We start from the raw sequence: 14186 nt of genomic DNA, 5'->3' as shown, positions 1-14186 counted from the left end.
ATAAACACAATAAATGATAAGTATATGTCACTAGATTTTGAAAAATATGCAGCGAAAGGAAATGAGGTAGTCAAAATGCTTGCAGACGACTTGAAGGTGTCGCGGGATAAGGCTGGCCGTATATTACGTGCAGTGTTGCATGCCTTGCGTAACAGGCTTACAGTCGAAGAATCACTTCAGTTACTATCACAATTACCAATGGCATTAAAAAGTGTATACGTAGATGGTTGGAGTCCTTCTAATTCCTTTACCCGTATAAAACATTTAAAAGATTTTCTCGACGAAATACGAATGGAAGACGGTAAAACAGCGAGTTATGATTTTGGCAATGATGAGACTGCAATGCAGGCGCTAAAAGCAGTTTTACGAACCCTACATTATTTTGTAAGCGAAAGTGAGACAAATAATATGATCGCTGTGCTTCCTGAAGAGATTCAGAAATTTATTCGTGAAACACTGGGTGAAGGTCGACTGGTGTTATAAAAATTAGCGTAAAATGGAGCCTAAGAAGAAGTTTCTATCTTCCCGAAAGCAAACTGAATTGCTGTAATAAGATGAATGTAAAGTGCAAAAATGATAGAAGCATAAATACCGAAAAAATTAATGATAAAACGCCAAAAGTTGTAAAAGCTACATCATATAGGTCCTTTAATTTTTAAAAATTAAGCTGCGGTTGCTTTTTAGAAATGCTTATGAATAATTTATCAAAAAGACTAATTACCGGAGCTTTTTTAATACTTGTAATTACAGCATCTATAATTGAAGGTACTTATAGTTTCATTGCACTCTTAATCCTGATCAACTGCCTTGCCTTGCTGGAGTTTTATCATTTGTTTCATTCCAAGTTTCTTACTCCCCGAAACATTTCAGGAATGCTTCTATCATTAGTCATGTTAATCACGTTCTCATTAGTTGTATGTCATTTTTATAATTGGAAGATTTTGCTTGTTTCTATTCCGTTTGCCTTTTTAATTTTTGCAGAAGAACTTTACTTCAGATCAGCAAATCCTTTTCAAAACATAGCAATCACTTTTCTCGGTATAATTTATATAACGATTCCAGTTATTTTCTTTATTGCTATAGCTTTTTTTCCGTTTCCTCAATCCAGGTATCATCCTTACATGATGCTTTGCTATTTTTTAGTTTTATGGACAAGCGATTCGGGGGCTTACGTTGTTGGAAAGGCCATTGGTAAACACAAATTGTTTGAGCGCATTTCTCCAAACAAAACGTGGGAAGGAAGTATAGGGGGAGCTATTCTTGCTCTTCTGGTTTCATATTTTGCTACTCATTTTCTTTTAGATACCGATACCGTCGATTGGGTCATTATTACACTACTTATTGTAGTTTTCGGTACAGTTGGAGATCTTACAAAATCTTTAATGAAAAGAAGTCTTAACATTAAAGATGCCGGTACTATTTTGCCTGGTCATGGCGGTATGCTCGACCGTTTTGATTCATTGCTCGGTTCCGCTCCTTTTGTTTTTGCTTATTTGATTCTCTTTAAAGAATGAATAAGCCTGCCTATTATATCATTAATGCCATTACCCTTTACCGCTTAATTGCGGCCCCGGTCCTGTTACTCCTGCTTGTAGATAAACAGATCCATACATTTAGTTGGCTGTTAAGCCTAAGTTTCTTTACTGATTTTATTGATGGTTTTCTTGCCCGCAGATATAAAGTGACAAGTGTATTGGGCTCAAGATTAGATTCTATTGCCGATGACCTTACTGTTTTACTTGCCATTATCGGCTTATTTATGCTCAAGCCACTATTTATAAAAAGCAATTATGTCGTTATTTCTGTAATGCTGGTTTTGTATATACTTCAAGTTTCTTTATCACTTCGGCAGTATGGAAAATTAAGTAGTTTTCATACATACTTAGCAAAAATTGCAGCCATATTGCAGGGCGTGTTTTTTATATTGATGTTTTTTCTGCCACAACCCGTTTCATTATTGTTTTATACAACGGCCCTTGTTACTATCGCTGATATTATAGAAGAGATAATACTTGTTATAGTGCTACCAAAATGGCAAACGGATGTAAAGGGAGTATATTGGATATTGAAGAAAAGAAGAACTATAAAAAGCACTTCTTTGAAAAATGAAATTTGATAATTAGATAAAATATATTGGCTTGAATAATTTTTGCAACTTCTCAGTCGAATATTATTTCTGTTAGCATTTCCTTCTTTGTAATAATAAATCAGGCATCTTTTCCTTCAGGTGGTTTTTTCTAAAAATTGCAACATTTATCAATTTAGAAAGCAATCTAAAAACAAGAACTTGAAGTAGTTTTTTAAGAAAATGAACATAAAAACATTCCTATTAACGGTATCTTTAATCTCAAAAAATAAAAAAATGACGCTCTCTCAAACCTTTGATAAATTTTCAAAGAAAATAACCAAAGCTGCTGGTAGCTATTGGGCTTTTATAGCAGCATGTTTGATTGTAATTATATGGGGAATATGTGGCCCAATATTTCATTATTCTGAAAACTGGCAACTTGTAATAAACACTGGAACTACAATTATTACTTTTTTAATGGTGTTTGTCATTCAACAATCTTCAAATAAAGATACTTTAGCAATTCATATAAAACTTGATGAAATTTTGAGGGCTCAAAAAGAGGCAAGCAACGATTTTAGAAGCATAGAAGATAAAACTGAGGAAGAATTGAATCTGATAAAAAGCCAGGCGGCGGAAAACGTGAATGAATAGAAACGAATTTTAAAATTTTTATAAAAAAATGTACCTATTGTATAGAGGCTAACCCTTTGAAGTTATTATTTTAAAAAGGTTTTGAAATCATTCCGAACTCTATTAGCCCTTACTCTGCTGCCGCGCCTGGTATTAAACTTTGTTTTACCACAACATGTATTGAAAGTTGCAAAACTTTCCACAATCCTATAGCTTCCATAATTAGTTTTTGTGGATCAGTATCATAATTTATTCTGCCTTTCATCATAAAAATGCTGCTTTTAACTTTCCATCTTTATTTGCCTGTTGAATATTTTACTTCCTCACTTCAATAAGTAATTCAATACCTGCTGATGTTAAAAATAACCTTAAGAAAAGAAGGTTTTTTTAGAGTAGTTATTTGCTGACCATGATAAATTTTGAAACATGAAAAAAATAATTTTACTTATTACGGTATCTTTTTTCTTTTCTGCAAATATTTTTTCTCAAGGGGGAGAGATCGATTCTTCTTTTGGCGTTATGGGTATTGCTAAAGCCGGCTTTCCTGCCAATTCTTCTTATACAAGTATTGCTGTTCAAAATGACAAAAAAATCGTTGTAGTTGGTTCTGTAAAAGAACACTTCGCATTAGCAAGGTATAATGCTGATGGTAATTTGGACAGTACTTTTTCAAATGATGGCACAGTATTATCTAATTTTCAGTATGCTTCCGAAGCTTTATCATTAGTCATTCAGCCAGATGGTAAAATATTAGTATCGGGAAATGTTAATACAAATGACGGAACTCGATCTTTCACAATAAGATATAATACTGATGGAACTATTGACAATAGTTTTGGGACTAACGGAGAATTGTTTTATGAAGGGGCGGGATCCTCTTTAGCAATTCAAACTGATGGTAAAATTGTAGCAGCAACAGCGGGTGTAGCAGCAGGATGGCCGCTAAATCTTAACGCCCTTTTTGTATACCGGTTCAAATCGGATGGGAGACCGGATTCTACTTTTGCAGGTAATGGAAAAAGAGTTTTAGATGTATCATATTATGAATTTCCATTCCATACTTCTTTCATAGCTGTTAAAGACGATGGGAAAATAATAGTCACGAGTTCGTCGGCCCACGAGATTTTTATATTTAATGCTGATGGAACGCCTCCGGAAGAGTATTATGGGACGGTAGGATCTCCTTTCAATATTTCTTCTTTAGTTATACAAAATGATGGGAAAATAGTTACTTCCGGATCTTCTGAAAACGGGTTCTCTATTGCCAGGTATAATTCTGATTGGAGTTTGGATAATACATTTAATTCTACCGGGATACAAAATACCCAGTTTGGCCCAGGTCAGGCTACAGCATACTCAATGGCTATTCAACCAAATGGCAATATAATTATTTGCGGTAGTTATAAGGCAGAAAATACTTCTGATTTTGCTATTGCATGTTATTTTCCTGACGGTAGTCTGGATACCAATTTTTCAACCGGCGGGAAACAAATAACAGAAGTAAGCACAGGTTCTGATATAATAAAGGGCACAGTTATCTCTGGGCAGAGATTGTATGTAGTAGGCGTGGCGGATAGTAATGGAGTAATTGCAGCTTATCTGCTGGATGAGACCCCAAATCTTGCCTGCCCTTCTTCTAAAAATGTACCTGTAGATAAAGGGAAAAATACTGCCATAATCAACGGTATAGATCCTATTTTGACGGGTGGTAATTCTCTGGTTAATTATACTTTTACAGGTGCTACAATCGGCACCGGAACGGGAAGTGCCAGTGGTAAAATTTTTAATAAAGGAACGACTGTTGTTCATTATGCGTTAGCCGCTCAGCCACTAAAAAGTTGTGAATTTACCGCTACCGTTACTGCAATTCCGCCATCTGTAATTATCACCAGCCCAATAAACAATTCGGTTCACAGCACTTCTGCAACTATTGTAATTGATGTTACTGCGTCCGATACTGACGGCACAATAATTAAAGTAGAATTTTATAATGGAAAAACATTGCTGGCTACTGATGATACCAGCCCTTACTCTTTTAGCTGGAAGAATTTAAAAGCAGGCTCTTATATTATTACTGCTAAAGCTATAGATAATAGTGGCTTATCTACATCTTCATCTCAGGTTTTGATATCGGTTGTAACCAATCTGCCGCCGGTCGTACGACTTATAGGGCCAACAAATAACCAGGTTTTCCTGGCACCTATAACTATCCATTTAGAAGCTGAGGCTTTTGATGCCGACGGAAGAATTAAAAAAGTACAATTTTATAATGGGTCAGTATTATTAGCAACAAAAAAAGCATCTCCTTATCAATATACCTGGATAAACGTACCAATAGGTAATTATACTATCTCTGCTAAGGCGACCGATGATAGTGGCGCTGTTACTACAAGTGATCCCATCAGTATGTCGGTAGTGCCTAATAAAAAGCCCATTGTAAATATTACAAATCCTGTTGAATTTGCAAGTTTTGCAGCACCCGCAGTTGTTAGGATGGATGCTTTTGCATCAGACTCTGACGGAACAATAAGTAGATTAGAATTTTACAATGACTCTATATTATTAAAAACTTTCACTTTTGCTAACCATCCTTCCATTGGCAAAACCTTCATATTAAAGGATGTGCCTGCTGGAAACCATGTTTTATTGGCTAAAGCCACCGATAATCGCGGCCTTTCAACTACGTCTGCTGTCCATTTTTCTGTGGTTAACGATCCTCATAATAGCTTCCTAGACTCTTCATTTGGCACAAACGGTTATGCTAAAAACAGTTTTGATTTAAATTCAAACTTCACCAGCGGCGCTATTCAAAAAGATGGTAAAATTGTTTGCGTTGGATGGGCCAGCAGACCTATTTACAAACTTCCGGAAAACTATGTTGATTTTATAGTAACTCGTTTTAATAGAAATGGCACATTTGATACCTCTTTTCGCGGAGGAACGAAAGGCTTTCACAACGACGGTTCTTATGATCCCTTCGGATATGGTTTTGACAACACTGATGTGGCTACCAGTGTTGCTATTCAAACGGATGGAAAAATTGTAGTAGGAGGATCTACAAGTATACCTAACGGTCCATCTGGCGCTTTTTTCCTTGTTTGCTATAATTCAGATGGAAACCCAGATTCTTCGTTTGGAAAAAACGGAGAAGTGGTTTCTGACTTTGGTGTAGGGCAAATTGAAAAGATAGCCATACAGCCAGATGGAAAAATCGTAGCATTTGGGTCAAAATTTATAATGCGTTACAACAGTAATGGAACGATTGACAATTCTTTTGGAGTTGAAGGAAAAGTCTCGTTAGATTTTGATTTGAACTACCCCTATTCCCTGGTACTCCAAAAAGACGGTAAAATATTAGTTTCGGGAAACGGAGCTATTGTTCGGTACAATGTTAATGGTTCAATAGATAAATCGTTTGGCTCTGGCGGAAAGTTAATTACCAATATAATCATTATGTCAATTACCGTAGACAAGAATAATAGAATTTTGGCAGCGGGATACATAGGAAGTGCAGCGTCTTCAAGTGATGATTTTGCCGTTAGTCGTTATCTTTCCGATGGTAAGCTTGATGAGTCATTTGTAAATAAGGGTACAGTAATTACTGACTTTGATACCAACAATGATTATGCAACTTCAATTGTTACCAACGAAAATGAAAAAATATTAGTTGGAGGATATACGATAAAAACCTTTAGCTCCGATTATTTTGATTTTGCACTTGTGAAATATAATTCTGATGGCACACCTGACTCCTCTTTTGGCAAAGGAGGTAAATTGGTAACAAATTTCGATCATGCTAATCAAACTTTAAGTCGTGATCGTATCAACCAATTAGTTATAGGAGGGGATAGGGTCTATGCGATCGGCGCAAGTGATATATTAACCCCAGACAATTTTACATATACATACTTTACACAAACAGCGGTAGCGAGTTACAAATTGGGATTAAATAAACCTGCAATAGTAAAACTTACGATTGCTGATAACATTGTAAAATATACCGCGCCGGCAAGAATTAAACTAGATGCAACTGTTGCGGATGACGATGCAGCTATAAAAAAAGTAAGATTTTACCGTGATACAACTTTATTGCATACAGAGGTCGTTTCTCCCTACGGTTTCTTATGGACAAATGTTCCAGTTGGCACTTATCACCTTACTGCAAAAGCATACGATACTAAGGGCAACGTAATTACTTCTAACAGTATAGAAGTATCAGTAGTTGATTCTAATGTGCCACCGGTGGTAAGTATTGTAACTCCGGCAGATAGTTCAGTATTTAGTGCTCATGCTAAAGTTCATTTAATTGCGAAAGCAAAAGATGCCAATGACAAAATAAGTAAAGTAGAATTTTTTGTTGGAAAAACATTATTAAGAACAGAATACAGCTATCCCTATACATGCTGGTGGAGAGATGTACAACCTGGTACTTACACTGTTACAGCTAAAGCTACTGATGATAAAGGTCTCTCATCTACATCTGATCCAATAACAGTTACAGTAACCTTGCAGAATACGCCTATGGTCAGCAACAGACCATCTTTAAGAGATGGGAAAAGCAATATAAATAATTCCATAAGTTTAAAACTATATCCTAATCCTGCAAATGATATAATAAGCATTAGTACAACGGGATTGAATAAAGGTAAGCCTGCGATAATATCAGTTATATCTTCTGCTGGAGTTGTAATGAAAACTATTCAATCAAACATTTTAAATACAGTTGTACAACTTGATGTTTCGGCTTTTTCGAGTGGCGTATACACTGTAAAAATTCTAAGTGAAGACAAAATTGTTTATAAGCAATTTTCTAAGTTGTAGCGGGATGCCTATAACGAAGACCAGCATTGTTAAAGGAGCCATTTCTGATGCTGTCCTCGCATTCGCCAATTGCATGACGAATCTCTAATTGTAAATAAACACTTGCTGACGGGCAGGGATGGAACAATGACTACTGGTCGTAGCACACAGGTTAAGTTGCTGGTCAATGAGGGCGTTTCATTTATGCCCGGTAGTGTTTTGAGAAACACTACCGGGCATAGTTAGTACTGATTGACTTTTTATTTTGATCAACCGTTGGTTTTGCACTTGAGGGTTACTTAGATGAAGTACAAAAAATAACGATTATACGAAATGCCGGGCCGACATTAAAGGATTAAATATTTATAAAACGTTCGAGCCAGTAATTAGCCCAACAATTTATTTAAATAATTAAAACTATTAGTAACATTTTGTAGTGGCTGCGGGGCTTGATCCTGCTCTACAAAAAAATACTTCATGCCCGACTCTTTCGCGTTGTCAAAAATCCGTTTGAAATCAACTAATCCTGTTCCTACTTCTGCTGGATTTTTGTTGGTCTTATCCAGGTCTTTAACGTGCCACAATGGAAAACGACCAGGGTGCAGTTTGAATAGTTCAACGGGGTCCTGATTGGCTTTTGTGGCCCACGCCAGATCCAATTCCATCTTCACCATGTCTTTATCAGTGTTGGAAAGGATGTAATCAAAAGGACGATGCCCTTCCACTTGGTCAAATTCAGTAGTGTGGTTATGGTAGGCAAATTGCACACCTACTTTCTTGCAGGCTTCACCCGCCTTGCTAAACACCTCTACTGCCGTTTTGATTTCATCTAACGTATTAACAGGTATGCTCGAACATACCAAATAACTTATGCCGCCTTCGGCTGCATCATCAGCCAGTCTTTGATAATCATTTTTGAGGTTTAACATTGGAGGCATATTCTTAATCCGCTCGGCGATTTTCTGCATTCTTGCAGAGTCTGCTGCCGTCTTTGCCATTTTCATTACCTGTTCTATTGTAAAAGGAGCACCACCTACATGAGCAGAACGCCAATTCATGCCCATGTCTTTTACCATGCTTGCAAACTCTTTAGGCTTATACCCGTAAAAGTTTCCTTTTTGTGACCCCGCACTTTCTAATTCTTTATAACCGATAGCGGCTAACTTTTGTAACGTTCCTTTTGTATCAGTAGTCATTAAATCACCCAGCGTGTATAGCTGAAGGCCGATGGGTTGTACTGCCTTGTTGGACAAACTCGCATTGGCGAGACGAGGCAACAACCAACCACCCAAAGCTGCAGCACCGGTTTGTTGTAAAAATTTTCTTCTGTTTGTCATGTGTAATATTTAAGTAGTTAAATGATTGTGATCGGCTCAATTATTTTTTTACGTTTGCTTAATGCAATAGCGGAATCTGAAAATAAAGTTTTATCCCCTCCATTAAAGATCGTTTTGCTTGCCTCTTTTTAAAGATATCAAAAAACATGCTCATGAGCAGATCAATCAATTTGCTGTAATGTTTTTAATAGAATAATTTCAATGATAAAAGTATATGATTCAAGGCAGTTGGCAACAAAACGATTGCGAATGCTTTTATTGAGAAAGAAAGTGCGATATGGCATAACTGAAAAATTTTTTTAAGTAGAAGAATAGCATTGAGATTAAAAATACTCGCACCAGCAGTTTACTAGTTAAAAAAAGAGATGAACGACAAAAATGTTGAGACAAATTGGAGAACTCTGCTTTATGTGAACTTAAGGCAACTGTTAATCTGCCAACTCCTCCAATAATAAGTACTCTACCTCGCTTCATTTCCTCTTTTCGTATTCGACAATAATCATTCAGATGGCAACTGGAAGAGCGAGAAAAATATATTCTTCATGCAAACTTATTTGAACAAAATTTTTAAAATGAAATAAACGCAAAGCAATGTGATTTGAAGTATGATGTTGAATTTTTATAAGCTAAGGAGATCAAATAATTCTTTATCCATTTGCGGTTTTACTTCACATTTATTATCGAAATGCATAGTTGCCGTATTTGTTGCATTAAAGGTGGGCCAGTTAGGTAAACCTTTGTGGTTGGGGTTGCCCGTTCTTGCAAATTTAATCCAGGCTTTGCTCATTTTATCCGCCAATACATAAGCTTCTTTTTTGCCACCTGTCATCTCTTCGCAACGGGCAATATTATTGAAAACAAAAGGGAGTTCGATGCAATGCACCGCTTTATATTTTCCGTCCAGTACCGGTGATTGCCATGTAAAAAGATACATGTAAACAGGTGACATGTGGAGTGCCGATTTTTTATTCGCCTGCGCTACTGCACCAGGCCGGAACATCACGTCCACGTCAATCAAATCAGAAGGTTTTGTATCATTTGGATAGGCTTTCTTCACTGCAGCGATATAAGCATCAGCCTTACTGCCTTGTTGCTTTTTGATATAGTTCATGATTGTGTCGATAGGCGCATTGCTTATGCCGCCAAATAACGAAGGCATGAACTCGTTTTTTACAGTGCCAATTAGCAAAGGGATATTTTTAGATAATTCAAAGGCTTCCGCTGAAAAAAGCTGGTAGGGCAGATCCTCACCGTCGACGCTAGGTCCCCAACTTAAACCAAAACCACCTACAGGCTTTCCTTGCGCCTTAAATTTATCTTCAATGACTCTCAGTGCCTTTTTACCCGCCGCACTCAATTGCGCAAAGGGTATGGTCTGCAGGCTATCCACCTGGTCAGCGCCGAGATTCAATTCTTTTAATACTTCTGCGCTAATGGCTTTCGTAGTAGCTTTATCCAGCATATTCATCCTAAACGAGCCGCTTTCGTTAATGGCTTTTTGAAAGAGACCTTTTGCCGAAGGCATAGCCATCAATGTGTTTACTTTAGCTCCACCGCCCGATTGACCAAAAATCGTGACGTTGCCTGGATCACCTCCAAAATTGGCTATGTTCGTTTTTACCCATTCCAGCGCAGCCTTAATATCGAGCATGCTGACATTTGCAGAATGCCTGTATTTTTCGCCGTACGCCGAAAGATCTAAAAAGCCAAGAATATTCAAACGGTGATTGATAGAGACCACTACAACATCACCTGTTTTAGAAAGGTTTTCACCATCGTAAGAAGGTAACTCCTGCGAGGAACCGGATGTGTAACCACCACCATGTATCCAGAACATTACAGGTCTTTTCTTTCCATCGTTTATACCGGGTGTCCAAACATTAACACGCATACAATCTTCATTTGTGTAGCCCCAATCGTGATGATAAACAAACTCGCTTTCGTCCTGTACAGAGGTGGTTGGATCCATTAATGGTGCAACCGGACCATAAGTCATTGAACTGCGTATACCTGTCCAGGGTTCTGGCTTTTGTGGTGCTTCGAAGCGTTTTGCCTCTGCATATGGTATGCCTTTGTAAGTATAAATACGGTTGTGTATATATCCGCGTACTTTACCCGCGTCGGTGCTTGTTACAGCTACATTTTCTCCTGTCTCTAACTGAGCTGACGCAAAAAAACATATTAAAATAAGGTTGAGAAAGCAAATCGTTATTTTTTTCATCGGAGCTTTTTTAATGTGTTATTGTATAAATTATATTTAGAAGGAATGACTATAAAATATGTATCATAAAAACTCAACCCATTGGTGATCTTAGAATACGAAAACTTTGAAGAAATAAATGTTGCAGGTATTTTCATTGTATCATACAGGAGACAATAGTAGAAACATTTTCTTTATTCACCAAAAAATTTTTCATTTCGTATTAATACTCGCAATACAATAACAAGGGTAGATGGGACTAAATTTTATTTTGAGCGTACTTTTACAGCATTTCAATTAATACCGTACACTTTAGATTTTTATAGATAAGTGCACGCTCTATTAGCGAAAAAAATCGGTTTGGAAACCGAGGGTGCCAAATGCAATGTGTAATTCCTTAAAGAACTTAAGGCTGAACTGCCCATGCAAGACCATCAGGTACTCCGCCAACATCAATATGACGGGTAACTTCTAAAGTTTTGAGATCTACGATAGCCACATAATTATCAGCCGAGCAAGCAACAAAAGCACGTGATGCATCGCGATCCATAAGAATTCCTGCAGCGCCATGACCAAGTTTCAGTCGTTTCCTTTCAGTATGTGATTTAGCATCAAAAATGGTCAGGTCGCCTGTTTGAAGACTCGAAATAAATACTAACTTACCATCGGGCGTAAATTTGAGTCGGTTAGCACCTACAACCTTTCCATCAATTTTCGCTGCTGATTTTTTTGTTGTGAGATCAATAATGGAAATGGTTCCATCCTCACTTGATGCGGTCCATAACTCATTGCCGTCTGGTGACACATCAAATCCTTCGGAGCCCTTGGCAGTAGAAACAATGGTCTGAACCCAACCCTCCCGCGGTTTAGCGTTAGGAGGCGCCATTTTTCCGGGCTGGATTAGTGTATCTGTAAGAATACTGACAGTTCCGGAAGAGACGTTTGTCGTGTAGATCCTTTTCCCATCCTCGGTAACGTGGATCATGTGTGTCCTGTCCTGACCTGTTCCCATGCTCCAATCGAGCTTTCCTGTGGCGGGGTCATAGCGACCGACCGATTTAGAACCTTCTGCGGTAAACCATGCCTTCCCATTAACAAATGTTATATCATGTGGCCCGAAGAGTGGTCTTGTATCGAGGTTTAATAAAGGTTTTTGAGCAACAAGGTCAATTATGTTTATTTCATGTAAGGCACCGCCTCCGTAAATGCAAACATATGCAGTTCGTCCGTCTGAAGAAGCGACAACTTCGTGCGGATCTTCGCCAACAGGAATGCGAGCGATAATATTTAATGTAACGGGGTCTACAATTGCCAGCGTATGATTGGTTTTAGAAAGTGCAAGTAATGATCGCTTAGGAGTGGACTGAGCATTGCAATTATTTGTCCAACATATAAGTGTCAAAAGGAAAATATCTACCGCAATGAGCCGCATCATATAGTATTTTAAATTTTTCATATCTTAAATATTTATTGTAATTATGATTTCTTCTTGTTGCAATTTGTGTTGGATCATACAAGAGAATTGGCTTTGAACAAAATAACTTACAAACAAATAAGCTGAGAAAATTAATACCATTTATTTAGTACGATGAAAATTACAACAAAAATCTGTTTAGAAGATGTCTTCCAAAATCTAATTATCTTTTTCTGCATGAATAACCAATCTCTTAGCAGCCAATTCGAATTGTTAGGGTTTATATAATGTTGAAGCACGATTTCTATTTACATACATTTATTTCCCTTTTACGTTAATAAAGATTTCATTCACTCTTCGACTATTATTACCTGTTTTTCTCCTTTTCTTTTATACAAGTTCAATTTGAATGTTGGTGGAAAAATATTGAAATATAAAGTGCATTAAAGAAACCCAATGATGCGGAATTACCTATTTTTAAGGTAAATACATTTAGACTAAAATGAACAAAATAAAAAAAGAAGACATTAAACAAGAAGTGTTTGATCTTTATGATGACTATGCTCACAACCGGGTCAACAGGCGCGATTTTATGCAAAAGCTGTCTACATACGCAGTAGGAGGTCTTACAGTGCCGGCGCTTATGAGTTTTTTGATGCCCGATTATCAGGACGCGATTCAAATTAAACGCGATGATCCTCGTTTAAAATCAGAATACATTAATTATGAGTCACCAAAAGGTGGCGGAATGATTAAAGCGTTGTTGTCAAAGCCTGCTGATGCCAAACGCAAACTTGGTAGCATCGTAGTTGTTCATGAAAACAGGGGTTTGAATCCCCACATTGAAGATGTTGCCAGGAGAGCTGCTCTAGCAGGGTTTATCTCGATCGCTCCTGATGCATTAACTCCGTTAGGTGGCTATCCTGGTAATGACGACGCAGGTCGTGAATTGCAAAGTAAACGCAACCAAAATGAGATGTTGGAAGACTTTATTGCTGCTTACAACTACATGAGAAATCACCAGGATTGTAATGGCAAAGTGGGTGTTGTAGGTTTTTGCTTTGGCGGGGGAATTGCAAATCAGATGGCAGTGAAAATTCCGGATCTTGCTGCAGCTGTACCGTTTTACGGAGGCCAGCCTGCGAAAGAAGACGTTCCGAAAATAAAGGCGCCGCTTCTCTTACACTATGCGGCATTGGATACAAGGATAAACGAGGGATGGCCGGCGTATGAAGCTGCATTAAAAGAGAATGGCAAAGAATATACGGCTTACATATATCCTAACGTAAACCACGGCTTTCATAATGATACAACACCTCGTTACGATAAAGCGGCTGCAGAACTAGCCTGGAAGAGAACAATTGATTTTTTCAACGAGAAATTGAAGTAACAAGAAAAGAAAATCATATTTAACTCTTCCGCAAAATTATATGCGTACCCAGTTTATTCAAACTCAAATTCAGTACCCTTTACTTGCATCATTTTTATAAGTGTTTTTCTTCGACAATGACCTGATATTTCAACAAATATTTTTATTTACTCGCGTAAACGCTTAACGAAATAATCGAATAGTCTTTTATTCTTTTTTTAATTCAAAAATTGATGTTGGGGAAAGTCTATATTACTTACATTAGTAGCAAGAGGTTTTCCTGTATTGGCTTTTCAACAAAGGACAAAACTGTTAATAATATCATCAACATAACAATGTCTTTTCCAGTATATTCGGGCTGTCAA

10 protein-coding genes are annotated in these 14186 nt (G+C 37.3%); 6 read left to right on the top strand and 4 right to left on the bottom strand.

Features of this window, described 5'->3' with window-relative positions; all coding sequences use genetic code 11:
- The first annotated feature begins 24 nt into the window (after window positions 1-24).
- From B154_RS0121475 to B154_RS0121460, 4 genes are all read left to right on the top strand, one after another.
- Window positions 25-483 (top strand): DUF2267 domain-containing protein, encoded by a 459-nt coding sequence (locus B154_RS0121475; protein WP_026260349.1) that lies wholly within the window; start codon window positions 25-27, stop codon window positions 481-483.
- A 209-nt stretch (window positions 484-692) separates the two neighbouring features.
- Window positions 693-1514 (top strand): phosphatidate cytidylyltransferase, encoded by an 822-nt coding sequence (locus B154_RS0121470; protein ID WP_018616415.1) that lies wholly within the window; start codon window positions 693-695, stop codon window positions 1512-1514.
- Window positions 1511-2116, top strand: a complete 606-nt coding sequence (locus tag B154_RS0121465; protein ID WP_018616414.1) for a CDP-alcohol phosphatidyltransferase family protein — start codon at window positions 1511-1513, stop codon at window positions 2114-2116. The genes B154_RS0121470 and B154_RS0121465 overlap by 4 nt, the downstream gene beginning before the upstream one ends.
- Before the next feature lie 192 nt (window positions 2117-2308).
- Window positions 2309-2722, top strand: a complete 414-nt coding sequence (locus B154_RS0121460) for a low affinity iron permease family protein (RefSeq protein ID WP_018616413.1) — start codon at window positions 2309-2311, stop codon at window positions 2720-2722.
- 109 nt (window positions 2723-2831) lie between these two features.
- Here B154_RS0121460 and B154_RS32580 read toward each other — a convergent pair whose 3' ends face one another.
- The gene (locus tag B154_RS32580; RefSeq protein ID WP_018616412.1) at window positions 2832-2969 is read right to left on the bottom strand and encodes a hypothetical protein; all 138 of its coding nucleotides are present in this window, start codon (window positions 2967-2969) and stop codon (window positions 2832-2834) included.
- 158 nt (window positions 2970-3127) lie between these two features.
- Between B154_RS32580 and B154_RS32575 the strand changes: the two genes are divergently transcribed.
- Complete coding sequence (locus tag B154_RS32575; protein ID WP_018616411.1) at window positions 3128-7522, top strand: Ig-like domain-containing protein; 4395 nt, start codon at window positions 3128-3130, stop codon at window positions 7520-7522.
- A 365-nt stretch (window positions 7523-7887) separates the two neighbouring features.
- Here the strand turns inward: B154_RS32575 and B154_RS0121445 are convergent, their stop codons facing one another.
- The 3 genes from B154_RS0121445 to B154_RS0121435 form a co-directional block, all read right to left on the bottom strand.
- On the bottom strand, window positions 7888-8838 hold the full coding sequence (locus B154_RS0121445) for a sugar phosphate isomerase/epimerase family protein (protein WP_018616410.1): 951 nt from the start codon (window positions 8836-8838) through the stop codon (window positions 7888-7890).
- A gap of 619 nt (window positions 8839-9457) precedes the next feature.
- Window positions 9458-11059, bottom strand: coding sequence for a carboxylesterase/lipase family protein (locus B154_RS0121440; RefSeq protein ID WP_018616409.1), 1602 nt, complete (start codon window positions 11057-11059; stop codon window positions 9458-9460).
- A gap of 385 nt (window positions 11060-11444) precedes the next feature.
- Window positions 11445-12494, bottom strand: a complete 1050-nt coding sequence (locus tag B154_RS0121435; RefSeq protein ID WP_026260348.1) for a YncE family protein — start codon at window positions 12492-12494, stop codon at window positions 11445-11447.
- A gap of 460 nt (window positions 12495-12954) precedes the next feature.
- On the opposite strand from B154_RS0121435, the gene B154_RS0121430 reads away from it, so the two are divergent.
- Window positions 12955-13842, top strand: a complete 888-nt coding sequence (locus tag B154_RS0121430) for a dienelactone hydrolase family protein (protein WP_018616407.1) — start codon at window positions 12955-12957, stop codon at window positions 13840-13842.
- The last annotated feature ends 344 nt before the right edge of the window (window positions 13843-14186 follow it).

Source organism: Segetibacter koreensis DSM 18137 (assembly GCF_000374045.1).
Taxonomy (GTDB): Bacteria; Bacteroidota; Bacteroidia; order Chitinophagales; family Chitinophagaceae; genus Segetibacter; species Segetibacter koreensis.
Note: the sequence above shows the minus strand (reverse complement) of the source record. Positions and strands in the feature narration are given on the sequence as shown.